Origin of the sequence: Streptomyces sp. NBC_01190 (genome assembly GCF_045039895.1) — a bacterium.
GTDB lineage: Bacteria > Actinomycetota > Actinomycetes > Streptomycetales > Streptomycetaceae > Actinacidiphila.
Genome location: NZ_CP108580.1, coordinates 3,175,032 through 3,199,662, shown reverse-complemented (window position 1 = coordinate 3,199,662; position 24,631 = coordinate 3,175,032). Strand labels below are relative to the sequence as shown.

At 72.8% G+C, this 24,631-nt stretch carries 25 protein-coding genes; 17 read left to right on the top strand and 8 right to left on the bottom strand.

Features of this window, described 5'->3' with window-relative positions:
- The first annotated feature begins 65 nt into the window (after positions 1-65).
- Positions 66-269, top strand: a complete 204-nt coding sequence (locus tag OG519_RS13280) for a cold-shock protein (RefSeq protein ID WP_009339379.1) — start codon at positions 66-68, stop codon at positions 267-269.
- A gap of 365 nt (positions 270-634) precedes the next feature.
- On the top strand, positions 635-2,257 hold the full coding sequence (groL, locus tag OG519_RS13275; protein WP_405582872.1) for a chaperonin GroEL: 1,623 nt from the start codon (positions 635-637) through the stop codon (positions 2,255-2,257).
- A 459-nt stretch (positions 2,258-2,716) separates the two neighbouring features.
- On the opposite strand, the gene murQ is transcribed toward groL, so the two are convergent.
- Both murQ and OG519_RS13265 read right to left on the bottom strand, forming a co-directional pair.
- Positions 2,717-3,649 (bottom strand): N-acetylmuramic acid 6-phosphate etherase, encoded by a 933-nt coding sequence (murQ, locus tag OG519_RS13270; RefSeq protein ID WP_405582870.1) that lies wholly within the window; start codon positions 3,647-3,649, stop codon positions 2,717-2,719.
- Between the two features lie 135 nt (positions 3,650-3,784).
- Positions 3,785-4,699 (bottom strand): MurR/RpiR family transcriptional regulator, encoded by a 915-nt coding sequence (locus tag OG519_RS13265; protein ID WP_405582868.1) that lies wholly within the window; start codon positions 4,697-4,699, stop codon positions 3,785-3,787.
- Between the two features lie 257 nt (positions 4,700-4,956).
- On the opposite strand from OG519_RS13265, the gene OG519_RS13260 reads away from it, so the two are divergent.
- Together OG519_RS13260 and OG519_RS13255 are read left to right on the top strand one after the other, a co-directional pair.
- Entirely contained in the window at positions 4,957-5,316 is a 360-nt protein-coding gene (locus tag OG519_RS13260; protein ID WP_405582866.1) for a hypothetical protein, read from the top strand.
- Positions 5,313-5,645 carry a DUF4031 domain-containing protein gene (locus OG519_RS13255; protein ID WP_405582864.1) on the top strand — a complete coding sequence of 111 codons (333 nt, stop codon included), beginning with the start codon at positions 5,313-5,315 and terminating at the stop codon, positions 5,643-5,645. Before OG519_RS13260 ends, OG519_RS13255 begins: the two co-directional genes overlap by 4 nt.
- A 197-nt stretch (positions 5,646-5,842) precedes the next feature.
- Here OG519_RS13255 and OG519_RS13250 read toward each other — a convergent pair whose 3' ends face one another.
- The 3 genes from OG519_RS13250 to OG519_RS13240 form a co-directional block, all read right to left on the bottom strand.
- Positions 5,843-7,084 (bottom strand): IS4 family transposase, encoded by a 1,242-nt coding sequence (locus OG519_RS13250; RefSeq protein WP_405582862.1) that lies wholly within the window; start codon positions 7,082-7,084, stop codon positions 5,843-5,845.
- A 324-nt stretch (positions 7,085-7,408) separates the two neighbouring features.
- A complete protein-coding gene (locus tag OG519_RS13245; protein WP_405582860.1) occupies positions 7,409-8,509 on the bottom strand; it encodes a DUF6879 family protein in 1,101 nt (366 codons plus the stop codon).
- 101 nt (positions 8,510-8,610) lie between these two features.
- The gene (locus tag OG519_RS13240; RefSeq protein WP_405582859.1) at positions 8,611-8,853 is read right to left on the bottom strand and encodes a hypothetical protein; all 243 of its coding nucleotides are present in this window, start codon (positions 8,851-8,853) and stop codon (positions 8,611-8,613) included.
- A gap of 145 nt (positions 8,854-8,998) precedes the next feature.
- On the opposite strand from OG519_RS13240, the gene OG519_RS13235 reads away from it, so the two are divergent.
- The 11 genes from OG519_RS13235 to OG519_RS13185 all read left to right on the top strand — a co-directional run bounded on the left by OG519_RS13235 (position 8,999) and on the right by OG519_RS13185 (position 21,263).
- Positions 8,999-9,958 (top strand): hypothetical protein, encoded by a 960-nt coding sequence (locus OG519_RS13235; RefSeq protein WP_405582857.1) that lies wholly within the window; start codon positions 8,999-9,001, stop codon positions 9,956-9,958.
- Between the two features lie 98 nt (positions 9,959-10,056).
- Positions 10,057-11,457, top strand: a complete 1,401-nt coding sequence (locus OG519_RS13230; RefSeq protein WP_405582855.1) for a radical SAM protein — start codon at positions 10,057-10,059, stop codon at positions 11,455-11,457.
- Positions 11,454-12,323 (top strand): S8 family serine peptidase, encoded by an 870-nt coding sequence (locus OG519_RS13225; RefSeq protein WP_405582853.1) that lies wholly within the window; start codon positions 11,454-11,456, stop codon positions 12,321-12,323. Before OG519_RS13230 ends, OG519_RS13225 begins: the two co-directional genes overlap by 4 nt.
- Positions 12,320-12,910 carry a GAF domain-containing protein gene (locus tag OG519_RS13220; protein WP_405582851.1) on the top strand — a complete coding sequence of 197 codons (591 nt, stop codon included), beginning with the start codon at positions 12,320-12,322 and terminating at the stop codon, positions 12,908-12,910. Before OG519_RS13225 ends, OG519_RS13220 begins: the two co-directional genes overlap by 4 nt.
- Before the next feature lie 289 nt (positions 12,911-13,199).
- Positions 13,200-13,364 carry a hypothetical protein gene (locus OG519_RS13215; RefSeq protein WP_405582849.1) on the top strand — a complete coding sequence of 55 codons (165 nt, stop codon included), beginning with the start codon at positions 13,200-13,202 and terminating at the stop codon, positions 13,362-13,364.
- A gap of 138 nt (positions 13,365-13,502) precedes the next feature.
- Positions 13,503-16,757, top strand: a complete 3,255-nt coding sequence (locus tag OG519_RS13210) for a thiopeptide-type bacteriocin biosynthesis protein (RefSeq protein WP_405582847.1) — start codon at positions 13,503-13,505, stop codon at positions 16,755-16,757.
- Positions 16,754-17,842, top strand: a complete 1,089-nt coding sequence (locus OG519_RS13205) for a hypothetical protein (protein ID WP_405582845.1) — start codon at positions 16,754-16,756, stop codon at positions 17,840-17,842. The genes OG519_RS13210 and OG519_RS13205 overlap by 4 nt, the downstream gene beginning before the upstream one ends.
- Complete coding sequence (locus tag OG519_RS13200) at positions 17,839-18,819, top strand: JmjC domain-containing protein (RefSeq protein ID WP_405582843.1); 981 nt, start codon at positions 17,839-17,841, stop codon at positions 18,817-18,819. Before OG519_RS13205 ends, OG519_RS13200 begins: the two co-directional genes overlap by 4 nt.
- Positions 18,816-20,159, top strand: a complete 1,344-nt coding sequence (locus tag OG519_RS13195) for an MFS transporter (protein ID WP_405582841.1) — start codon at positions 18,816-18,818, stop codon at positions 20,157-20,159. The genes OG519_RS13200 and OG519_RS13195 overlap by 4 nt, the downstream gene beginning before the upstream one ends.
- A gap of 148 nt (positions 20,160-20,307) precedes the next feature.
- Complete coding sequence (locus OG519_RS13190; protein ID WP_405582839.1) at positions 20,308-20,853, top strand: AAA family ATPase; 546 nt, start codon at positions 20,308-20,310, stop codon at positions 20,851-20,853.
- A gap of 146 nt (positions 20,854-20,999) precedes the next feature.
- Positions 21,000-21,263: a hypothetical protein gene (locus tag OG519_RS13185; protein WP_405582837.1), complete on the top strand. Its 264-nt coding sequence runs from the start codon at positions 21,000-21,002 to the stop codon at positions 21,261-21,263.
- A gap of 24 nt (positions 21,264-21,287) precedes the next feature.
- Here the strand turns inward: OG519_RS13185 and OG519_RS13180 are convergent, their stop codons facing one another.
- Entirely contained in the window at positions 21,288-22,178 is an 891-nt protein-coding gene (locus OG519_RS13180; protein WP_405582835.1) for an alpha/beta fold hydrolase, read from the bottom strand.
- A 336-nt stretch (positions 22,179-22,514) separates the two neighbouring features.
- A complete protein-coding gene (locus tag OG519_RS13175) occupies positions 22,515-23,192 on the bottom strand; it encodes a GNAT family N-acetyltransferase (protein ID WP_405582833.1) in 678 nt (225 codons plus the stop codon).
- A 181-nt stretch (positions 23,193-23,373) separates the two neighbouring features.
- Here OG519_RS13175 and OG519_RS13170 point away from each other — a divergent pair, with 181 nt between their 5' ends.
- On the top strand, positions 23,374-23,652 hold the full coding sequence (locus OG519_RS13170) for a type II toxin-antitoxin system Phd/YefM family antitoxin (protein ID WP_405582831.1): 279 nt from the start codon (positions 23,374-23,376) through the stop codon (positions 23,650-23,652).
- Entirely contained in the window at positions 23,645-24,049 is a 405-nt protein-coding gene (locus OG519_RS13165; protein ID WP_405582829.1) for a type II toxin-antitoxin system VapC family toxin, read from the top strand. Before OG519_RS13170 ends, OG519_RS13165 begins: the two co-directional genes overlap by 8 nt.
- Before the next feature lie 63 nt (positions 24,050-24,112).
- Here the strand turns inward: OG519_RS13165 and OG519_RS13160 are convergent, their stop codons facing one another.
- The gene (locus tag OG519_RS13160; protein ID WP_405582827.1) at positions 24,113-24,610 is read right to left on the bottom strand and encodes a hypothetical protein; all 498 of its coding nucleotides are present in this window, start codon (positions 24,608-24,610) and stop codon (positions 24,113-24,115) included.
- Between the last annotated feature and the right edge of the window lie 21 nt (positions 24,611-24,631).

Below are 24,631 nucleotides of genomic sequence, written 5' to 3'. Positions count from 1 at the left end.
GTGAGGTCTGACCCGGGCCCGCGGAGTGCGGGGCTGCGATAGGGCCAGTAATAGGGGAGTTGGGAATGGCTCAGGGCACCGTCAAGTGGTTCAACGCGGAGAAGGGCTACGGCTTCATCGCGGTCGACGGTGGTGCGGATGTTTTCGTCCACTACAGCGCGATCCAGATGGACGGCTACCGCACCCTCGAAGAAGGCCAGCGAGTCGAGTTCGAGATCTCGCAGGGTCAGAAGGGGCCGCAGGCGGACATGGTCCGGCTGGCAGGCTGACATCCCGGCGCGTTCGGCCACCGACGCGACGTACATACGCAGTGAACGCGGGAGGGTCCGCACCCGGTGAGGGTGTGGACCCTTCCGTGTATACCTGCGTGTTCGAGTGCCGGCGGCACTCGTACGGGGTCTGCCAGGAGGGGTGAACGAGCCCTGGAAGCTTGCACTCGCCGGGGGAGAGTGCTAATCATTGGCGTTAGCACTCTCCTAGCGAGAGTGACAACTTGGACCGGGTCGGCGAGGCCCGCTCGGCCGTCGGGAAGGAACCGGCGGCCGGCTGGCCGTCCGTCGCGGGCGCCACGCGGTCCGATCCACCGCCCCCTGCCTCGGTGGGGGAACCCCCAGTCCGCGGAGGACACTTCACAATGGCTAAGATCATCGCGTTCGACGAGGAGGCGCGGCGCGGACTCGAGCGCGGGATGAACCAGCTCGCCGACGCCGTCAAGGTCACTCTCGGCCCCAAGGGCCGGAACGTCGTCCTTGAGAAGAAGTGGGGCGCCCCCACGATCACCAACGACGGTGTCTCCATCGCCAAGGAGATCGAGCTCGAGGACCCGTACGAGAAGATCGGCGCCGAGCTGGTCAAGGAAGTCGCGAAGAAGACCGACGACGTCGCCGGTGACGGCACGACGACCGCGACCGTTCTCGCCCAGGCCCTGGTCAAGGAAGGGCTGCGCAACGTAGCCGCCGGCGCCAACCCGATGGCCCTCAAGCGCGGCATCGAGAAGGCCGTCGAGGCCGTCTCCGCCGCCCTGCTGGAGCAGGCCAAGGACGTGGAGACCAAGGAGCAGATCGCCTCCACCGCCTCCATCTCCGCCGCCGACACCCAGATCGGCGAGCTGATCGCCGAGGCCATGGACAAGGTCGGCAAGGAAGGCGTCATCACCGTCGAGGAGTCGCAGACCTTCGGGCTCGAACTCGAGCTCACCGAGGGCATGCGCTTCGACAAGGGCTTCATCTCGGCCTACTTCGCCACCGACCTGGAGCGGATGGAGGCGTCGCTCGACGACCCGTACATCCTGATCGTCAACTCCAAGATCTCCGCGGTGAAGGACCTGCTGCCGCTGCTGGAGAAGGTCATGCAGTCCGGCAAGCCGCTGCTGATCATCGCCGAGGACGTCGAGGGCGAGGCGCTCTCCACCCTGGTCGTCAACAAGATCCGCGGCACCTTCAAGTCCGTCGCCGTCAAGGCCCCGGGCTTCGGCGACCGCCGCAAGGCCATGCTCGGCGACATCGCCATCCTCACCGGTGGCACGGTCATCTCCGAGGAGGTCGGCCTCAAGCTGGAGAACGCGGGCCTCGACCTGCTCGGCCGCGCCCGCACGGTGGTCATCACCAAGGACGAGACCACCATCGTCGACGGCGCCGGTGACAGCGAGCAGGTCGCCGGCCGGGTCAACCAGATCCGCGCCGAGATCGAGAACAGCGACTCGGACTACGACCGGGAGAAGCTCCAGGAGCGCCTGGCGAAGCTGGCCGGCGGCGTGGCCGTCATCAAGGCCGGCGCCGCGACCGAGGTCGAGCTGAAGGAGCGCAAGCACCGCATCGAGGACGCGGTGCGCAACGCCAAGGCCGCCGTCGAGGAGGGCATCGTCGCCGGTGGTGGCGTGGCCCTGCTCCAGGCGACCGCGGTCTTCGACAAGCTGGAGCTCGAAGGCGACGAGGCGACCGGCGCCAACGCGGTGCGGCTCGCGCTTGAGGCCCCGCTGAAGCAGATCGCCATCAACGGTGGTCTCGAAGGCGGCGTCATCGTCGAGAAGGTGCGGAACCTGCCCGTCGGACACGGCCTCAACGCCGCGACCGGTGAGTACGTCGACATGATCGCCGAGGGCATCATCGACCCGGCGAAGGTCACCCGCTCCGCGCTGCAGAACGCGGCGTCGATCGCGGCGCTGTTCCTCACGACGGAGGCGGTCATCGCCGACAAGCCGGAGAAGGCCGCAGCGGCCGCGCCCGGTGGCATGCCCGGCGGTGACATGGACTTCTGATCCGCAGGATCAGAAGCCCCGCTCCACCCTTGAAAAGCGGTGCCCTTCCCCTCCGGGGAGGGGCACCGCTTTCTCCTCCGCCCCGTCGTGGGGCGCCCCGCGGCGTGCGCCCGCAACGTCCCGCCCCGTCCCCGCCTGCGGGTGCTCCTTTTTGGCCTGCTTCCCCAACCGCCAAGCGCGACGCCGCCCCCTACCGGGGTGGGGGGTTCCGGTTGGGTCGAAGCGCGCCTTCGCCGTGGCTGTGCGCGCAGTTCCCCGCGCCCCTTTGGGGCACTGTTCCGCCGCCGCGGCAGTAGGGCGGTGCCCTACAGGGGCGCGAGGAACTGCGCGAGCAACCACGACGCACCCGCAGACGGGGATCAGCCGGACCACCACGGACCCGCCCCGAAAAGGGGCGCGAGGAACTGCGCGCTTAGCCACGACGGAGCCGCACCCCGAACACCGCCGAACCCCCAACCGCTACCGCGCCGCCGCCGAGGCCAACGCAGCGCGAAGGTGACCCCCCGCCGCAGCGAGCAACCGAGCCGCGGTAGCGGCGTCCACCCCCCCGAGCAACGCAAGAATCGCCGGCTTCACCTCACCCCCCGCAGCCGCCAGCGCCCCCTCGATCTCCGCGTCCCCCGCCCCCGTCGCCAGCCAGATAATCCGCCGCGACCGCGCCCGCAACTTCTCATTGGACGCCCGGACGTCAACCATCAAGCTCCCGTACGTCTTACCGAGCCGAATCATCGTGATCGTCGACAGCATGTTGAGGACCAGCTTCTGCGCCGTACCGGACTTCAACCGCGTCGACCCCACCACCAGTTCGGGCCCGACCACCACCTCGATACCGTGCTCCGCGGCAGCCGCCAGCGGCGACCCGGCGTTGCAGGAGAGCCCGACCGTCAGCGCCCCCGCCGCCCGCGCGTGCTGAACCGCGCCGAGAGCGTAGGGCGTGCGGCCGGACGCCGAGATACCCACCACCGTGTCGTCCGGCGTGATCCGCAGTCCCGCCAGGTCCGCCACCGCCAGGTCCACCCGGTCCTCCGCGCCCTCCACCGACGTGACCATCGCGTCGGGCCCGCCCGCGATCAGCCCGACGACCTCGCGCCCCGGGGTGGTGTTGAAGGTGGGCGGGCACTCGCTCGCGTCGAGCACGCCGAGCCGCCCCGCGGTGCCCGCGCCGGCGTAGATCAGCCGCCCGCCGCGCGCCATCCGCTCGGCGATGGCGTCGATGGCGGCGCTGATCGCAGGCAATTGGCTCGCGACGGCGGCCGGGACGGTCGCGTCCTCGGCGTTCATGGTGCGGGCGATCTCCAGGGTGGAGAGCCGGTCGATCTCGGCGAGCTCGGGCCGGAACGCCTCGGTGGTCAGCGTCCCCAACTCGCGGCGCAGCTCGGTGTACTGGGTCATATGCGGCTCGTTCATCCTTCTCACGACGTGCTGGTACGGGTGGTTCGGGGTCTTCGGGATCAACCGCGGCGCGGCGGGTACGGCGCCGCGCCGTCCGGGTACGGCGCGGCCTTACGCGCAGCCTCAGGCGCGGCCCTACCCGCGGCCCGCGCGCGGGATGTGCCGGTGCGCGAGCGCCTCGTACGACGCGGAGAGGGCCGGCGCCGCCGCCTCGTACGTACGCTGCGCGACGCCTATGAACAGGCAGTCGACGACGAGCAGTTGGCCGGTCCGGCTGGACATCGCGGCCGGCCGCAGCTCGCTCTCCCGCGATGTCGCGGTGGTCAGCACCACGTCCGCGTACTGGGTGACCGTGCCGTCCGCCCGCCCGGTGATCGCGATGGTGGTGGCGCCCCCGTCGAAGGCGGCCCGCAGCGGGTCCACCACGTCGTGCGTGCTGCCGGAGTGCGTGATCGCCAACGCCACATCGCCGGAGCGTAGTTGGACGGCGTTGGTGACCGCGAGATGCGGATCGGTGTGCGCGTGGGCGATCAGCCCGATCCGGAGCAGCTTCTGCGCGAGATCCTGGCCGACGAGGCTGGACGCGCCGACCCCGTAGACGTCGATCCGCCGGGCGGCCACCAACGCGGCCACGGCGGCCTCCAGTTGGGTCATGTCGAGCTGCGCGGCGGTGTCGGCGAGCGTCTGCTGCTCCTCCGCGGCGAGTTTGGCGACGACCTGGCCGAGCGGGTCGTCCACGGCGATGTCCGCGGTGACGGCGGGCGCGGCGCCTGCGGCCCGGTGGGCGGCCAGCGCGGCGAGGGCGAGGCGCAGGTCGCGGTAGCCGGGGTAGCCGAGCAGGCGGGCGGTACGGACCACGGTCGCCTCGCTCGTGCCGGTCCGCCCGGCAAGGGCGGTGACGGTGAGCTGGGCGCAGCCGGCCGGATCGCCCGCGACCGCTTCCGCGACCCGCTGCATGGAGCGGGTCATCGACGGGCCGAGCGTACGGACCTTGGCGGCCAGCGCGCCCGGATCGGTGGGGGTGACCGGGGCAGCGGGCGCGCCGGGCACTCCTCGCGCCCCGCGTCCCGCGCGCAGGGGGCGGGGCGGGGGGAAAGTTTCCTTCACGCTGTGGGTCACGCTCTGAAAGGTATTTTCACCGGCTCGGCAGCGTCAAGGGGACACAGGGGGGTGAGGCGCCCGGTTCCGGCCGCCGGTGCGCCGGACCGCCGGGCCCGCCGAAGTGCCTGGCCCCCGCCGCCAGGCACTTCGGCGGCCCCGTAACCGTAGCCGCCCCGGATCGCCGCCCGACTTGCGACAATGGAGCCATGGAAGGCCAAGCCGACAACCGTACGATCGAGGCGGCGCTGCACGACGCCCGCGCCCGCGTCCTCGCCGACCTGACCGCCCGCGAGGTGGCGGCGGCCGAGGTCGTCTCGCTGCTGGAAGAGGCACTCAGCAAGCGGCGCTGGTGGGTGCGGCAGTGGCCGGACGGTGCCGCCTACGTCGCCGGGCTGCTCGCCCAGGACATCCAGGACGCGCTGCTGGAGACGCACGGCCGCTGGCCGCTGTGCCCGCGGTGCGAGGAGCCGCACGCGCTGGCCGTCGAGCCGGAGCTGGGCCCCGACCCGCACTGGGTCTGCGAGGCACGCGGCGAGGCCGTCTCAGCGGTGGGCGCGCTGCGGTGATATTCATCGACCCGCCCACCTGGCCCGGCCACGGCCGCCTCTGGTCGCACCTCGTCAGCGACACCTCCTACGACGAGCTGCACGACTTCGCCGCCCGCCTCGGTGCCCCGCCCCGCGCCTTCGAACGCGACCACTACGACATCCCCTCCCACCGCTACGCCGACGCGGTCCGCCTCGGCGCGGCCGAGATCGGCAGCAAGGAACTCCTGCGCCGCCTCACCGAGGCGGGCCTGCGCCGCCGCAAGCCCCCCAAGAACGCCCTCCGCCTCGTCCACGACGTCCCCCTCCCCGATTTCCCCGATTTCCCCGACCCCCCGGACACCCCTTAGGGCCAATAGCGGTGATTTAGGTTTTTTTCCGGCGAGTCGGGTTGGCTTTGGTCGGCTCGACCAGCTGGACGGTGGGGGTGTTGGGCCGGGGTGGGTTGTTGTGCTCGGCTCGTTTCAGTGCCCAGTTCGACATCTTGCGTTTGATGACACGGGGGTTGGAGCGCAATCGCCGTGCGGGCAGCAGTCGTTCGGTGATCTCACGCAGACTCTGTGTGAATGTGCGGGCCAGGCGGGAGGGGGGAAAGCGCCGCCTGGCCGGTGACGTGGCGGCGGACGATGCGCAGGGTGCGGGTGAAGGAGAGCCGGTCGGGGTCGTGCCCGGTGTGTAAGGCGGCCTGGTGCATCAGGTCCCGCAGTGCGTGATGGACCAGCAGGAACGCGAAGATTTCCTGCTCGACCCCGCGTGGGTGCTGGGAACGCAGCACGATCCCGGGGCCGCCCTGATGGTTCTTGATCTCATCGAGGGTGTTCTCGATCTCCCAGCGCTGGGCGTAGAGGGCGGCGAGTTCGCCTGCCGAGGCATCGGCGGGGTCGAGGATGGTGGTGATCAGCCGGTAGACGGTCCCGTCACCTCCGCCCGGACCGAGCGTGTACTCGATCACCCGAACCTGTTCCGGGTCCGCTCGGCGGTGCTTGTCCCGGGTGGCGACGATCTCCGAGAGATACGAGCCGTCCTCCAGCGTGGCCAGGACCGGCAGCACGATGACGCTCCGCACCCGCCACAGCAGGTCAGCGCCTCCGGCCTTGGCCGCCCGCCACAGGTCCAGGCCGCAAAAGCCCCGGTCGGCCAGCACGAGCATGTCCCTGGTCAAAGCGGGGAAGATCCGCTGGGCCAGGGCGGTCTCATGAGAAGACAACGGGCCGGCCTCAGCCGCGAACACGGCATGAGTGCCGCACTCGGCCAAGGCCGCGACCCTCACCTGCGGGTACGCGCTCCTGCCCTGTCCGCGGCTGCTGCCCGGCCGCCCGAAGAACTCCGCGTTCGCGGCCGTGTCCGGCACGTCGAACCCGGTGCCGTCCACCGCGACCAGCCGCCACCGGCCGAACCAGGCACCCTGAGTCTGCTGGACCGCTACCGGTCGGCAGACCCGGCCGAACAGGACCCGAAGCGGCTCCGGCCCCAGCCTCAGTCGCGCCCGGCCGATCGCCGCAGTGGTCGGCACCCGCCATGCCTTCGCCCAGCGGCCCTCGTGCTCCAGTCCCTGCACGAGAAGCCGGGCCACTTCCTCATAGCCCTGTCCGAAGAACAGGCACATCGCCAGGACGAAATACATCACCACCCGAGCAGGCAACAGCCGGTTCCGCTGTTCGGCCCGACCACACTCAGCGACGACCTCATCGATCAACTCGGGCGGGAAAGCCCGCGTGAGCACCCCCAACGCGATCCGATCCGAGAACCGCTCAACCCCCGACGACTTCACCTGTCCAGGCCTTGGCACACACCATCCAACGACCAGACCACACCAAAGTCACCGGTATTGCCCTTAGGTCGTGTCTGACCAATCCCTCCCCCAGTCCCTCCCCAGCTACCGCTGGGAGTGCCCCCACCGCCCTTGCGAGCGCACGCGCCGGACGCCGTGGGCCCCGCCCTGCGGGCGGACGACGCTATGTGTGAGACACGGCCTAGCCAGCCGATTGGTTCATCACCAACTCGGCGTCGGTGCTGGACCGGGCGCGGATCGACGTGTGAGCTGGGGCGGGCGGGGCGGGGTGGGAGCGGGGAGTCGCGAGGCCGCGGGTCCGCTCGGGCGGCGGGCGGGGGGTCAGGTGGTTCCGGACAGGCGCTGCTCGCTCGCCGGCGTCGTCGCGGGCTGCAGGATCCGGCTGTTCAGCGGTGCGGGCGCGTGCGCGGGCGCGGATGCGGGGCGGGTGAGGCCCGCGCGTTCGGCCAGAACGCCGGCCTGGAAGCGGCTCTGCGCCTGGAGGCTCTCCAGGATCTCGGCGATGTGACGGCGGCAGGTCCGTAAGGACACACCGAGCCGTCGGGCGATCATCTCGTCCTTCGTGCCCTGGGCCAGCATCCCCACCACGGCGCGCCGCACCTCGGAGTCCGCCCTCCGCGACTCGGCGCCGCCCACTGGTGCCGGGCCTCCGGGGCGGAACGGCGCCGCCGCGGCCCACAACTGGTCGAAGACATGGCACAGATACGCCACCGACTCCGCGTCCCGGATCACCAGCGTCCCCGCCGGGGTACCGTCCGGGCCGATACGCGTCAGCACGGCCACGCTGCGGTCGAAGACCGTGGCATCGTGCGGCAGTTCCGGCGCGGCGCGGAACTGCGCCCCCGCGGAGCCGAGTACGGCCAGTTGGTCGCGGAACCTGGATCCTCCGTCCACACCGAGCCGGCACAGTGTGCGCACCCGCACCCCCCGTCCCAGCAGCGCGAGTTCGCGGCGCAGCGCGTCTTCCGGGACGCCGGTGAGCAGCGCCTCCTTCCGGATGGCGAACACCTCGTGGCGGCAGTGCGACGACTCCTGCGCGAGAAGCGGAGCCGCGCCCACGGTCCCGGGCAGCACCTCGACGGTGTGCCGGTGCTCCGACGCCTGCCGGGCGGCACGATAATGCGGCATCAGTGCGGCGAACTCCCCCCGGATCGAGCGCATCCGGGCCTTCGTCCGGGCGATCTCCTCCTCCATCGGCGCCACCACCGTGGAGGCCGCCGTCTCCGGGTTCATCGGCACCAGGGTCTCCGGCCGGAACGGATCGGGGTGCAGCAGCCGCAGGTCGACCAGTACCCGGCACGCGCGGTCGAACTCCTCGGCGGACAACCGGTACGCGCGAGGGCCCGCCGCCAGGTCCAGCCGGCCCTCGGCCAGCGCGTGGTCGAACAGCGACAGCGCGGAGTGGTCCAGCAGGCGGGCCATGTCCCGATCTTCTCTGCCGCTCTTTTCGGACAACGTGGCCCCCAGTCGAATCATGTCAGTTGTGGACATGCAGTTTGCTGCCAGAACCCGGCGCTCGACAATCAGCAGCCGCCTGGTGCACCGTCATGTGATTGCACGGACAGCCGGTCCTTGTCCTTTCCGCATCGGGAGTCGGAACTCGGTCTAGGAGTCGTCTTGCCGAGCGCAACGCCGGAACCAGCAATGCCGCTGAGCCTGAGGTAATACCCACTGCCGTCATTTCGCCGAAGATCGTCGACGACGTCGACCTTCGGTTTCCCATCAGCCGGCCGGTAAGTCGGTGCGCCCATGAACATCGCGACCACCGGTGGATTGTGCCACAGTCCTCTCCGTCCGAAAACAGTGTGAAAGCGCTTTTCGGCCGCGCCCGCCCGCGCCCGCCCGCGCTCCGGATGCGGTGCCGCAAAGGTCTGAGCCGTTCGTCCGACCACGACGGGAGTACTTCTCCGTATGTCCGCTGCTCCTATCACCGCTCCCGACCGCGCGCAGCGGTCGACGGTCGACCTGCTTCTGTTGTCGCTCGGGCTGGACGCCGGTGACCGCCTCGTCATCGCCTTCGCCGCCGCACACACCACGCGGGCCGTCTGGCTGTGCGCCCGGGCCCGTACGGCAGGCGTGGACGTGCGGCTGATCGGCCCGGCGGGCTGGGGCACGCCGCGCCTGGGCCGGCGGGTGCGCGACGCGGCCGACGCGCTCCGTTCCTCCGCCCCGGACGTCGTCCCGGCGCCTTCCGCGCACGACGTCGCGCTGTTCCTCGGCGGCGAACTCCTCGACCCCTCCCACCTGCACCTGCCGCCGTGGCTCGGCGCGGTTCAACTCCCCGACCCGGTCGGGAGTCCCGCCGGGGCGCTGCCCCAGGGCTGGGAGGAGGAAGTACGCGAGGCGGCCGCCGTCCGGCTGCGGTCCCTGCCCGCCGGGGTCACCGTGGCGTCGCACCTCCGGTCGGCGGACACCGCGAGCCTCGACCTGCTCGGCGACCCGGACACGCCGGTACGACGCGCCGACGGGACGCCGCAACCGGGGGAGCTGCGCTTCCTCCCCGCAGGGCATGCCGAGGTCCCCGTCATCGGCGCGGACGGCATCTTCGTGGCAAACGCGAGGATTGGCGTGAATCGCGCCGTCCGCTTCGGCACCGCGCTGGTCCACCGGCCGGTGCGCCTCGCCGTCTCCGGCGGGCAGGTGGTGGACGTCGGCTGCCCCGACCCGGCTCTGTACGGCTTTCTGCGACGCGCGGTCACCGTGCACCGCGCCGCCACCGTGAGCCTCCTGCGATGCCGGCCGCTCACCGACGGGACCGACGACGTGGCGCTGCGGCTGACGGTCCCGCCGGGCGGAGCCTATTCGCGGGCGTCGGCCGATCTCACCGTCGAACTCGCCGCGACCGGGCACTGGCGCCCGACCATCCCGTAGCCGTAGCCGTAGCCGTAGCCGTAGCCGTAGCCCAGACCAGCCCCCCAGCAGCCCTTGCCCCGCTTCCGCCGAGCCTCCATGCCCCGAGGAGCCCGCCCATGTCCACACCGGTCGCCGCCGCACTTGTCCGCAGCCGCTACCTCCTGCTCGGCGCGTCCCCGTACCGCGACGCGGGCGGTGTCGAGGCGTGGTTCGGCTTCGTCACGCGCACCGCGTCCCTCGTCCGGTTCGGCCGCACCGCCCACGACGCGCTGCGCACCGGCGACCTCTCCGGTCTCGAACCGGCGGAGCTGGAACGGCTCGCCGGGCTGGGCGTCCTGGTCGACCGGGAGGAGAACGAACTGGCCGCCGTCACCGGACGGCTGCGGGCCGGCTCCGCCCGGCGGCAGACCCGTGCCGTCACCATCATGCCGACGTCGTACTGCAACATGGCCTGCGACTACTGCGGACAGGAGCACAGGAAGGCCGCCCACGACGCGCGGCGTATGGACCGCACCGCGCGCCGCGTCGAGGCGATGATCGCCGACCCGGAGACCTCGGCGGTCAAGGTCACCTGGTTCGGTGGCGAACCCCTGCTGGCCCTGCGCGTCATCCGCGAGATGAGTGCCCGGTTCACCTCGGCGGCCGACCGGCACGGCACCGCGTACTCCGCCCGGATGGCCACCAACGGGAGTCTGCTGACCGTTCGCACCCTGGAGGAACTCCACCTCGACTGGCGCCTGACGTCGATGGAGCTGACCATCGACGGTCCCGAGGCGGTGCACAACCGGCGCCGGATCATGCGCAACAGCCGGGGCACCTTCCGCCGTACCGTCGAGGTGCTCGGCGAGGTGGTCCGTCGCGGGCGCGTGCCCGGGCTGGACATCAGGATCCGGGTGAACATCGACAACGGCAACGAGGACCACGTCACGGACCTCCTCGACGACCTCGCGTGCCTCGGCCTGGCCGACCGCCAGGTACGCATCCAGCTGTCCCCGGTGCACTCCTGGGGCAACGACGTGTCCGCGGTGGAGCTCCAGGCGAACGCCTACGCCGGCCGCGAGGCCCGGTGGCTGCGCACAGCCGAGGCGCTCGGCCTGTACTTCGTCGCGTTGCCCGGCTCCACGGTCTCCACCACCTGCATCGCCACCAGCAGGTCCGGCGAGATCATCGACACCGCTGGCCGGATCTACTCCTGTTCCGAGCACCCCTTGGTGCCAGGGGTACGCGACACCCAGGTGGTCGCCGAGGTGGCCGACCTGACCGGTGCGGCGCCGCGGCCCGCCGGCGCCTTCGACGACTGGTACGACCAGGTCGATTCCGGCGGCGCCCAGTGTGCCCGCTGCCCGATCCTCCCCGTGTGCGGCGGCTCCTGCCCCAAGCTGTGGCGGGACGGCCACCTGCCCTGCCCCAGCCTGCGGTTCAACTGGGAGGAACGGCTCGACATCGAGGTCCGCCGCCGGGGCTGGATCCCGGTGGCCACCGCGCCGCGGGACCTCCTGGCCGGAGCCGTGCGGTGACGGACGCGGCGCCGGCCGGCGCGCGCCGCGTCGTCCGCTTCTCCCACGTCTCCACCGGTCAGTTCTACGATGCGGCGGCCGTCGCCGCCCCCGAGCCGATCGGGCGCGACTGGGCCTGGGGCGATGCCACCGGGCGGGGCGTGAGGGTCTGCGTGGTGGACAGCGGTGTGGAGGCCGGCCACCCGGGGATCGGACCGGATGTGCGGCAGTTCACCGCCGCCCCGCCCGCGCCGGCCGCCCCCCACGGCGCCGGCCACCGCGGATGGACCGTCGCCGAGGACACGGCGGGCGACGTGAGCGGCCACGGCACCGCCTGCGCGGGCATCATCCGCGCGGTCGCCCCCGGCTGCGAGCTGACCAGCGTCCGGGTACTGGACAGCAATCTGCAGGGCAACGGCGAAGCGCTGCTCGCCGCTCTCGAATGGGCGGTCCGGCAGCGGTTCGCCCTGGTCAACGTCAGCTTGTCCACCCGCCGGGCCGCCTTCAAGGAACACCTGCACGACCTGACCGACGAGGCGTGGTTCGCCGGGGTCACCCTGGTCTCCGCCGCCCACAACGGCCCGGTCGACAGCTACCCGTGGCGTTTCCCCTCGGTCATCTCGGTCGGCGCGCACGCCGTCCCCGACACCGAGCACGTCGAGTCCAACCCGGCGCCCCCGGTGGACCTGTTCGCGCTCGGCGTCGACGTGACCGTGCCCTGGCGGGGCGGTTCGGTCCGCCGCGTGTCCGGCAACAGCTTCGCGGCGCCGCGGATCACCGGGCTGTGCGCCCGCATCCTGGAGCGTCACCCCGGCTTCCGGACCCCGCAGTTGCGGCACGTACTGACCGCGACCGCCGGCAACATCAGGGCGGGGAGTGCGGCGTGAGCGGCGCGGAACTCGACGAGATCCTGCGTTCCACCGTGCGGCTGGCCAGGCTGTCCTTCGCCGCCGCGGCCGCTTCGGTCTTCATCCGGGACGCGCGGACCGGCAGCCTGGTCTTCGAGACCTCGTCGGGTGTCGGTGAGGACCGCCTGGTCGGGACGACGCTCCCCGGCGACCACGGCATCGTCGGCTGGGTCGCCAACACCGGCGACCCGCTGATCGTCCGGGGCGTCGCCGAGGACAGCCGCTTCGACCGGGACTTCGCCGAGGGCACCGGCCTGGTCCCCGACGTGATCATGGCCGTGCCGATGGAGCGCGACGGCGAGATCATCGGCGTCCTGGAGGTGCTGGACCCCACGCTGGAGCGGATCGGCGACCTCGACGCCATGGATCTGCTCACCGAACTCGCCAACCAGAGTGCCGCCATTCTCCGGCTCTCGCTGGCGCGGAGGCGGGGATCGGAACGCGGCCCCGTCGACGGGCCGCTGGAACGCCTGTCGGCCGCCGTCCTGCGGGCCGGCGCGCCGCGCGCCGCCGCGGTGGCCGCCCTCCTCGACGCGGTCACCGACCTCGTGGACCAGGAAGCCTAGGCCCCGGGATGCATCTTGCCGCACGAATCCCCGGGCCGACGGAAGAAGCACTCGACGTGGCCGTGACGCCGAAAGGAGCGGCCCGCGCGGCAGCCTGAAAGTAATTCCGCAGGTGCAGGCGACGACCGATATGCGAAAGGATATCGGTCAATTCGCCGTGCCCGGAATTCGATTCGCTGTCATTCATTCTTATTCCCTGGGTGTGACTATTGACGCACCAACGCTCCGTTCCGATAATTTAAATAGGCCGCCCGATCGGATCGGGCGGTAATGGACTCGGGAGGAAATCATGGCGGAAGAGCCCGGAAAGATCGACGGCGAGGAATTGTCCGCGGCGGCGGAAGAAGCCGATGCGGCGGTCGCGGAGGGCGACGTGGAGGGTCACGCCGAGGAAGTGACGGACCAGGAAGCCGGTTACACCGACACGAACTTCGGCTGCAGCGAGTCCTTCTGACGCCTGGCCGGCAGCCATGACCGTACGGCCCTGCCCCGCGGAACTTGACGCGAGGTGGGGCCGTACCGTCCACGCCGTCCCCCCGCTGATCGGCGCAGCATTCGGCAGCAAGATCGGACAACGGCCCTGGGAGCTGCGATGTCCCCGCTGGAGCAGCCGCGGAGCGCGGAGGACCGCCCGCCGCCGGGCAACCGACCGCCGCCGGGCGCCCCGCGGTACACGGCCGGTGCCCGCGCGATCCTGCGGATCCCCGCGCTGGCGGCCGACCGTTACACCGCGATGCTCGACGACTGCCCGGCCGACCGGCCGGACTGGGCGACCGCGCACCACGCCTTCCTCCAGGAGACCTGGCGGCTGCCGCACGTCCCCCCGGCGCTCCGCCACGCCGCTCCCGCCCTGCTCGCCGCACTCGGCGACACCCTGCCGTCGCCCGGCACCCGCGCTGCGCTGGCCCTGGACCGGTACGTCAACCGGATGAGCACTCGGCCCACGCCCTTCGGCCTGCTCGCCGGTGTCGTCGGCGTGCCCTTCGCCGCAGACCGGGACATCCGGTTGGAGGGGCCGCCCGCGCCCAGGCCGCGCCGGAAGCCCGCCGCGCCCGCGGGCACCGCGCCGGACGCCCCCGCCGGCGCCGGTCCGCTCGCGGGGTCGACTTCGCTGATCGCATCCGACCTGGCCCACGAACTGGACGGCCACCTGTGGCGGGAGCCGCACGGCCAAGGCGTCGCGGTGTGGCTGCGCGGCTCCGCCCCCGCGCTGGCCCTTCTCCGAGCGGCCCGCCACCCGCAGAGGGCCGACACCCTGGTCGCGCTGCTCGGGGGCGGCCCGGACGGCGCGACCCCGGCGACGGCCGCGGCCACTGTCCTGGTGACCGCGATGGTCCGGACGGGGTTCCTGCGCCCGGTCCCCGACAGCCCGCCGCGGACACGCGCTGACATCCGCCGGCCGCTCGCCGGCGCACAGCGCGCGCCGGGTGCGGCGGCGTCCCGCGAACCCGCGGCACCCCCGGACGTCGCGGCATCGCCGGACGTCGCGGCACTGCCGGACGTCGCGGTTCCGTCGCCCGCCGTCGCGGCCCGGCCGACTGCCGGCGCCGGCCCGACAGGGCACCTGGACGCCATCGCCGCCGTGTCCGGATCATCCGCCGCCGACCCGCGGGTGGCCCGGCTGGCCGAGACGGCGGCGTCGCTTCTCGCCCTGGTCGGGCGCGGCAGCCGCTATCCCCGCTATCTGGCCCGCGCGGCCGAGGCGTTCACCGCGCACTACGGTGAGGGCGCCCGTGTCCCCGTCCTGGAGACGGTGCACACCCTCCGCCTTCTGCGCGTCTCCACCGAAGCCGTGGAGACCGGGTACGACCAGCGGGACGCGCTGCTCGCCGAGCTGGTCACCGGGGCGCTCGCCCACCGGCGCCTCACCTGCGAACTCGACGACGCGCTCGTGACCAGGCTGGTGGCGAGCGCCGGGCCACCGGCCGCCGCACCTCCGCTGCCCGGCGTGGACGTCTGCCTGCGGGTCGCCCGGGACGGCCACGGCGTCCTGCGGGCCGCGTTGAGCGGATTCGGCGCGGCGCCCGCCGGCACCGGATACGGCCGTTTCACCGACCTCCTGGACGACGCCACCCGGGGCGCCCTCCAGGACACCTTCCGCGCTCAGGAGTCGGCCGCCCCCGACAGGCTCTTCGTAGAACTGTCCTACCGGCCGGGTCCGGCGGCCGCGGAACACGTCACCGCACGCGACCGGTGGCGCGGGTGGGAGATGCCGGTGGACGTCGCCCCCACGGTCCCCCCGCACCGGGTCGTCGCGCCCGCCGACATCCTGGTCGCCGTCGAGTCCGGGCGCTTCGAGTTCTTCAGCGCCCGCCTCGGGCGGCGGCTGTACATCACCCAGTCCTCGGCGCTCGGCCTGCACCTGGCACCACCCGTCTGCCGGTTCCTGCTCGACGCCTCGGCCAACAGCTTCCGGCACCCGGCGCCCTTCGACTGGGGCAGCACGGGCCACGGGCCGTTCCTGCCCCGGCTCGCCCGCGGCCCCCTGGTGGTCGCGCCCGCCCGCTGGCGGCTGCGCCGCGTAGACCTCACCGGCGAGTTCACCACGGCGGTGGGTGCCTGGGCGAAGACCTGGATGGTGCCGCGTCACGTCCGGCTGGTGCGCGGCTCGGAAGGGCTGCTGCTCGATCTGCGCAGCGCGGTGTCGCTCGCCCACCTCCGGGCCGCACTCGACCGGGCCGCACTCGACCGGGCCGCACTCGACCGGGCCGCACCCGGCCGGGCCGCACCCGGCCGGGCCGTGCGGGGCCGTGCCGATGCTGGGGTGCTGCTCGAGGAGGTCGTGCCCGTACCCGGTGGTGAGGTCGTGGCGGGGCAGGACGGCGGCCGGTACCTGCTGGAGGCGGTCGTCCCGGTCACCATCGGGCGACCGGTCGGGGCCGCGCGGACCGGCGCCTCCGGAGATTCCGCCGCCAGTGCCAGTGCCGGCGTCGCCGCCGCCACCGTCGCCGACGCCGCCGCTTCGGGCGTCCGCACCGCCGTCCGCCGGTCGCACCCGCCCGGCGGCGACTGGCTCGCGCTGCACCTCGCGCTGCCCCACCGGCTCCAGGACACCCTGATCACGCGGCGGTTCCCGGACCTGCGGGCCGCCCTGGCCGCCCGGTACGGCGCCGACCGAATGTTCTTCGTCCGCTACGCCGATCCCGTCGACGAACTCCGCATCCGCCTGCGGTGCGCCGACGGCCGGCATGGCGCGCTGCTGGACGACCTGCTCGACTGGACGCGCCGGGTGAGCGGGGAACTGCCGGTGAGCGACGTGTCGCTGCGTACCTACCGCCCGGAGACCGACCGCTACGGCGGTCCCGCGCTGATCGGCGCCGCCGAGGCGCTGTTCGACACGGACTCCGCCGCCGTGGCCGAAGCTCTCGCCCGGAAGGCCGCGGCGCCGCTGCCGTGGGCCGTGCTCACCGCCGCCAGTGTCGACCGGATCGCCGCCGTGCTGCTGCCCGACCGGGCCGACCGGCTGACCCTGGCCGCGCGGCTGACCGACTCACGGGCCGGCTCCGCGGAGTACCGCGCACACGGGAGCGCGCTGTGGGAGCTGCGCTCCGGCCGCGGGCCGGCCGACGCCGTGCCGGCGAGGGTCGCCGCACGCTGGACCGAGGGCGGCGCGGCCTACGCCCTCCGGCTCGGGGAGCGGTGGCCGGGCAGCTCGGGCGGTGACCGGAGGCTGCGGGCAGCGGCGTCCTTGCTGCACATGCACACCAACCGGATGGGTCTGGGCCGGGCCGGGGAACGCGCCGCGTTCGGCCTGTGGCGCCGGCTGCTGGAGCGGGACGCCGCCCGGTTCCGGACGGGCGGCCACCGCACCGCAGCCGCCGACCTGCGAGAAAGGGCCGCACAGTGACCGTACCGCGTGCCAACTGGCTGGGATTCCTGTCCGACGAGGAACGCGTACCGCATGGCGGGGAGGCGCTCGTCGACCGGGTGCGTGCCCTCCTCGCCGACCCCCGGCCCGGACCGGAGGACCTGTTCTCTGCGGCCAACCTGGTGGCGCTCACGCTGTTCCGGCTCGGTCGCCTGGACGAGGCCCGCGCCGTGTGCCACAGCGAGATCGACTACGCCGGTGACCGGCCCGACTCGGCGCTGCGGCCCCGGCTGGCCGCTCTGGGCCTTCAGCCCCGGATCAACCTGCTGCGGATCGAGGGCTACGCGGGCGACCTCGACCGCGCGCTCACCGGTCTGGCGGCCCTGGAGGACGTGGCCGCGGGGCGCGCGGTTCGATCCGGCGGGATCGACTGGTCCCCCGGCGACCTCGACGCGGACCCGGCTCTGCACCGCCGCCTCCGCACGATCGCCCGCAACGTCCGCGTCGGCGACACCTGCAAGATCCTCCTGCGCCGGGGACGGCACGAACTGCTCCTGTCCGAGGCGTCCCGCTTCCGCGCGCTGTGGCCGGCGCTGACCGCCGCCGGTCTGCACCAGGCCGCCGAGGCACCCTGGACGGTGGCGCCGGGACGCCGGAGCGTGCCGGGACCGGCCGGCCCGAGGGCGCGCACGGTCCAGGAGAGCCGGCTCGCGTTCGTCCGCGAACTGCACACCGCCGCCCATGAAGCCGACACCGGCCGGACCGCGGAAGCGGCCGAGTCCGCCTCCCGCCTGGCAGCCGGACTGCCGCTTCTGACCGGCGGCCGATGGGCCTCCGCGACGACCGTGCCGCGGTGGCGGGCGGTCCTGGGCGCCGTCTTCGTCCGGGCGGGCGACGAGAGGTCGGGCCGGGCACTGCTGCTGGACGCCCTGGACGCGGGGCGCCGGGCCGGCGACACCGCTCTGGCCGGCGGAGCCGCCCGGTGGCTGGACGCCGCCGGGGTCACCATCCCCGCCGGGCCGGAGCGGCCCCCCGACATCGAGTCGCTCCTCGTCGTCTCCGGCCGCCTGGCGGCGCGGTTGGGGCACCGGGCCCGGCAGCCGCGGACCGGGGCGGGGGCGTGACGGCGGTGGGAAACCTCGACCGGCTGATCGACACGCGGCAACTCGCCCGGCACTGGGAGGACCGGCCCTTCGTCTGCGCCGGCCTCGGCGCACTGGACGGCGTGTTCGGCCTGGAGGTGGCTGAACGGCTGCTCCACAGCGCCGCGTTGCCGGCGGCATCGGTCCGGCTGTTCCGCGACGGAACCGAACTGCCCGCCCGCGGCCACACCCGGCGGCGCGAACGCGGCGGCGCGGCCCGCGAGGGCCTCGTCGACGCCGCCGCCGTGGAACGCGAGATCGCCGCGGGCGCCACCCTGGTCATGGAGGAACTCCGGACCCATCACCCGGAGATCGCGGACCTGTGCGGCGAGGTCACGGACGAGACCGGACTGGGCACCTACTGCGCCGCGTTCCTCACTCCGCCCGGCGCCCGGGGCGTGGCCCCCCACTACGACACGGCGAGTGTGCTGCTCCGCCAGGTCCACGGCTCCAAGCGCTGGCGGATCGGCAGCCCGCTTCAGCGCTGGCCCGCCCGGGACTGGTCGGCGGCGCACAACACCCCGGTGGACGAGATCATGGACGTCGTCCTCCACGAGGGCGAATGCCTCTACCTACCGCGAGGGTTCTTCCACGTCGGCGACGCCACGGACGAAGCCTCGCTCCACCTGTCGATCGCCCTGCGTCCGATCACCTGGGGGGCTCTGATCGCCGCCATGGCGGCGGAGGGACAGAGCGAGGAGCCGCTGCGCGAGAGCCTGCCGTACGCGTTCCACCGGCTCGGCCGGCAGGAGTTCGACCGCAGGCTCGCCGACAGGGCCGCGCCGCTCGTCGCCCGGCTCACCGCCGACGGCGTGCCCTCCGCCAGCCGCGGGACCGTCGACAGGCTGCGCGGCGCCCACCCCCGGACCCCGCCGCCGCGAGGGGCGCTGCGCGCCGCGCTCACCTCACGCCGTCCCGATCGTCCGCAGGACCGGATCGCCCACGAGGAGGCGCCATGACCGCCGAGACCCCGGCCCCCGTCCCGTCGGGGCTGCGCGCCAATCGCAACTGGCAACGGCTCTGGCTCGCCCAAGCGGTGTCCGTCGTCGGCGACTACGTGTTCGACATCACCGTCGTGCTGTGGGTCGGCACCGTCATCGCGCACGGTCGCCCGTGGGCACCGGCCGCGGTGAGCGGGGTGTTGATGGCGGCCGCACTGCCGATCTTCCTCATCGGTCCGATCGCCGGGGTGTTCGTCGACCGGTGGGACCGGCGGCGGCTGATGCTCGCCACCGACGCCCTGCGCGCCGCGGTCATCGCTCTGCTGCTGGTGATCCCCGCCTCCGGGACGGCGCTGCCCGTCGGTGTGCGGCTCGGCCTGGTGTACGCCGCGGTCGCCCTGTGCGCCGGCGCGTCGCAGTTCTTCAACCCGGCCCGGCTCACCATCGTCGCGGCCACCATTCCCCGGGCGGACCGGTCCCGGGCATTCGGCCTTTCCCAGGCCACCGGCAGCGCCGCCGGCATCCTCGGGCCCCCGCTGGCCGCGCCGCTGCTGTTCGATGCCGGCGTCCAGTGGGCGCTGGTCGTCAACTCCTTCTCCTTCGTGCTGTCCTTCTTCCTGGTCAGGGCGCTGCGGGTGACGCCCGATCCGTCACAGTCCGCCCGGCGCCCTACCTCGTTCGCCGCAGACTTCCGCGAGGGCATCACCTTCTTCGTGCGCAGCAGAGCACTGATGGCGATGCTCGGCTCCACCTGCGTCTACACCGTCGGCGTAGGCGCCCTGAACGTCCTGGACGTCTTCTTCGTCACCGACAACCTGCATGCGGCGGCCTCCTGGCTGGGCACGGTCGGCGCGTTCTTCGCCGTCGGCGCGCTGGCCGGCGCCCTGCTCTTCGGGGCGATCGCCGGCAAAGTCAGCGACACGCGGATCTACTGGCTGTGCCTGGTGGCCACCGGCACGCTCGTCATCGTCTACTCCCGCCTCACCACCGTTCCGGCGGCGCTGGTGGTCATCGCCCTCCTCGGTCTGCCGGTGGGCGCCGTCAACGCGGTCATCGGCCCCCTGCTGCTCAGCATTACTCCGGAGCGGCTGATAGGCCGGGTGGTCACCGTCATCGGCCCGGTACAGCAGCTCACCTCGCTCGGTGCCATGGCTCTGGCCGGTGTCCTCACCAGCACCGTGCTGCGGGGCTTCGACGTGTCGGTCGGGGGAGTCCACTTCGGGCGGATCGACACGGTCTACGCTGTCGGCGGGGTCTTCATGATCCTCGGCGGCGTCTGGGCGGCCCGCAGGCTCAGGCCCGCGGCGCCTGCCGAGGTCGCCGCCGCCGAGGACGCGGAACCGGTCGGGACCCCCTAGCCCAGGCCCCCGGCAGCCCCCAGCGTCCCGGCAACCCCAGCCGTCCCCCAGCGACCCCGTCCGATCCCCGGGGCGGCGGCGCCTGGGCCACCGGAGATCGCGGGCGATCGATCTTGACCTGGCACGTGCTGCTGGTGACCATCGTTCGATGAGACGAGTCCTGGTTGTGGGGAGTACGGGCGCCGGCAAGTCCACGCTGGCCCGGGCGCTCGCCGGGCGGCTGGCGATTCCCTGCCACGAGATGGACGCGCTGGCCATCACCGGCCCCGGCTGGCAGGAGAACCCCCGCCTGGTCGAGGACGTCGAACACCTCACCGCGGGCCCCTGCTGGATCTTCGACTCCTTCGGCCGCCCCCAGGTCCGAGACCTGCTCTGGTCCCGGGCCGACACCATCGTCTGGCTCGACTACTCCCGCCCGGTGATCATGCGCCGCGTGCTGCGCCGCTCAGCGGCCCGCACCCTCCTGCGCCGCCGGATCTTCGCCGGCAACATCGAAACCATGGCCGCCTGGCTCACCCCCGACCACCCCGCCCGGTGGGCCTGGTCCCAACACGCCGCCCGCCGAGCCGAAATCACCTCCCGCTGCGCCGACCCCCGCTTCACTCCCCTCGACGTCATCCACCTCCCCACCCCCCACTCGGCCCGCACCTGGCTCGCCACCCTCCCCACTCCCAACCATCCGCCCCGGCCATAACCGCCTCGGCGGGTCCGTTCGTGACCCTGTGGCTACAGTGAGCAACCACGGGGTGCGGGCCGGATATCGGATCGCGGCCAGGAAAGCCCCTCGGCCGCGAGCGGGTGCCGCACCGGGCGGCGGGGTCTGAGAGAGCGGGGGGAGGCGTGCGGGGGTTCGGGGTGGGGGAGGCGGTGGTGCGGCGGGACGTGGTTCGGGGGAGGGTGTGGAGCGCGCAGGCGCTGCGAGAGGGGGTGGTCAGCGCGGCCGAGCACGCGGCGGTGGAGGGTGCGAGGGAGCAGGCGCTGGCGATGATCGCGGCCCGCGGCGGGCCTTTCGGCGAGGCCGCCGGTTGGGCGCACTGGCGGTGGCCCGCCGCGTGGACGCCGCCGGTGCTGGACGATGCCGCGGGGTGGCCGGGGCGGGCGTAAGGGTGCCGCCGGGGGCTGGGGCGTTCAGGCGGTGGGCTTCATGACGGTGTCGACGAAGTCGCCGATCGCGGCGAGGGTGCGGCCGGGCTGTTCGATGTGGGGGAAGTGGGCGGCCTCGGGGATGGGGGCGAAGCGGGCGGTGGGGAAGGCGTCGGCGAACGCGCGGCCGTAGGGAAGGGGGGCGATGCCGTCCTGCTCACCCCAGACGACGAGGACCGGGACGGTGACGCGGTGGAGGCGGCCGTGGAGCTTCGGGTCGTGGGTGAAGAAAGGGCCGCCGTAGGTGGCGAGGGTCTTCTGGTTGGCGGCCATGCCGGCCCGCTGCCGGTCGGTGAAGGTGCTGAAGTCGGGGCGGAACGCGGCGTTGGCGAAGGAGAGTTGGCTGATCTCGGCGGGGGCCAGGGCGCGGACGTCGAGGATCTCGTCCTGGGTGCCGGTGTGGATGCCGACGGCGTTGAGGAGGGTGAGGCAGCCGATACGGCCGCGGGTGTCGCGCAGGGCCATCTCGGCGGCGATCCAGCCGCCGACGGAGTTGCCGATGACCATGACGCCGGTGAGGTCGAGCGTGTCGAGCAGGTCCAGGTAGGCGATGGCGAGGTCGGCGATGGAGTCGGCCCACTCCGGGCGGGGCGTGCCGTCGAAGCCGGGGTGGGTCGGGGTGATGGTGCGGACGTGCTCGGAGAGGGTGGTGGCGAGGCCGGCCATCGTGCGGGGGCCGGCGCCGCCGTGCAGGAGCAGGACGGTGCCGCCGTCGGCGGTGGGGCCGGTGGCGGTGGCCGTGGGGCCGGCTTCGTCGATGGTGAGGGAGAGATTGTTGGGGAGGCCGACGACGCGGGTGGTGCGGGCTGGGGTGTCGACGCGGGCGGCGGGGGCGGCCGGGGCGGCAGAGGCGGTGGGGGAAGCGGTGGCGGACATGGGGCGGTTCCTTTGCTTCGCGGAAGCGGGGCCTCTTCCTGAGAGCTGACTCGCATGAATATAGGCGAGTCGCACCGCCTCGTGCAAGTTGACTCTCACGACGAGGGCAGGCTCGCGGCCAGGGGGGTCGCCGGAGGCGGACACGCGTGGGGGGGCGCCATGGGCGCCGCCAAGCCCCAACAGGTCCGGAAGCGGACGCTGTTGAGGGGCCACCTCGCCGCGACCGCCGCGGGGCCTTCAAGAAGGCGTACGAGCGGGTGGGGGCGCAGCACGTCCTCCTGATGGACGTCGCGGGGGATTCCGGCCCGACGAGGACGAGCCGTACGTGCTGAGGGTCTACTCCAGGTTCGAGCTCGAACCGGTGGATGACTGAGGGCGAGGGCGGTACGGGTCCGCGCCCCCGCGGGCCAGGCGCTGTTCGAGGTGCGCGCGGCAGGCGGGCCACTCCGTAGCCGTGACGGAGAAGATCGCGGAGTCGCGGAGCAGGCCGTCCTCCCCCGGGGCCCAGGAGCGGGACCAGTTGCGCAGCACGCCCTCGAAGTGGGCGCCCGCTGCCTCGATCGCCGCCCGGGAACGGCTGTTGCGCGCGTCGGTCTTCAAGTCGAGGCGGGCGACGGTCCAGTTGTCGAAGGCGTGGCGGAAGAGGAGGTACTTGGCCTCGGTGTTGAGCCCGGTGCCCTGGGCTGACGCGGCGAGCCAGGTGAAGCCGACCTCGATCGCGTGCAGGCGGTCGCCGGCCGGCGACAGCCGCGGGTCCCAGTAGGCGGTGACTCCGACGGCGCGGCCTGAGGCGCGTTCCACCTGGGCGTACGGGGCGAGGTGGCCGGCGGCGGCGCGGGCGAGTTGGGCGTCGATGTACGCGGGCACCTCGGAGGCGGTGGGTACCCAGGTGAAGCGGTACGGGTTCCGGTCTTCCTCGGCGGCGACGGCCAGGTCGCCGGCGTGCTGCTGCCGCAGGGGCTCCAGCCGGACGAGCTTGCCCTCCAAGGCCGGTCCCTCAAGCGTGAAGGTCATTTTCTCCCCCGTCCAGGGACTCGTGCGGCGCCGGCTTCTCGGGCCGCGGGCCCGAGGCAGCATCGCAGAGCGGTTCGCCCATGTCGCCCGAATTCCGTACGGCCACGGGGGTAACGCCCGCCACGTCCCTGGTGGGCTCGCTGGCGTAGCCCCTTAGGACACGGCGCGCTACAGTGGAAGAGTGAAGACCATTACCCAGCGTGAGTTCCGCAACAACTCCGCGGCAGTTATGGACGCTGTCGAAGCGGGCGAGACCTACCACATCACCCGGAACGGAACCGAGGTCGCCGAACTGCGCCCCCTTGCCCGAAGGCGGCGCCTGAGCGCCGAGGAACTGGTGGAGCGGCACCGAAGGCTGCCCCGCGTCGACTCCGCACAGATGCGTCAGGAAGCGGACGAGTTCTTCGGGACAGACGACCGCGTCGGCGAGGACGACCCCTGGGCGCGCGACCGTGGCTGACCGCCACCCGTCGGGAGTCCTCGACACCCGTACTTACATCGACCTGGACCTGCTCGATCCCGCGGATCTGCCGGCCGTCCCCGAAATCACCGCCATCACCCTGGCCGAACTGCACCAGGGCGTCGCCATGGCCAAAGATCCCGCGGTGCGCGCCACCCGGATGGAAAAGCTCGGAGCGGCTGTCGCCGACTTCGACGCGCTGCCCTTCGCGGACGACGCGGCAGCCCGCTACGGAACACTCGTCACGCTCACCGTCGCCGCGCGCCGCGATCCGCGTCCCCGCAGGATGGATTTGATGATCGCCGCCATCGCCTCCGTCAAAGGGCTCCCCCTGTTCACGCGCAACGCCGACGACTTCAAAGGCCTCGAAAGCATCGTCACCGTCGTCGCGATCTGACCACGCCCGCCGCGAGTCGTCGGGGCGACTCGCGGCGAGCGGACGGGCGGGGGTCGGTGGGGGTTAGGAGCAGCGCGCGTCGAGGGCGGTGAGGTAAGTGCAGTCGACCGTCTCGGTGTTGTTGGTGGGGTTGGGGTCGGTGGCGGAGGCCGTGGTGATCGTGGCGGTGGCGCGGAGGGTCAGGGCGAGGGTGACGGGGTTGATGGGGAGGGTGAAGGTCCGGGACTGGGAGGTGCCTGAGGCGATCGGGCCGAAGGGGCAGACCGCGCTGCCCGGGTTGGTGGTGCAGGCACTGCCGGAGGCGGGGGTGAGGACGTCGGAGACGGCGGTGGTCACGGTGGCGCTGGACAGGGCGTCCGGGCCGTTGTCGGTGACGGTGACCGTGTAGACGATCGACGGGGTCAGCAGGGAGAAGTGCGGGGTGGCGGTCAACGTCACGGCCGCGTCCGCCGTGGCGGTGTCGGCGTGGGCCGCCGACGGCAGGGCGAGCGTCCCCGCACCCAGCAGCAGGGCGGACGCGCAGGTGGCCAGGGCACGGCGGTGGCGCTGGGCGTGGATCATCGGTCTCCTTGGTGAAGGGGT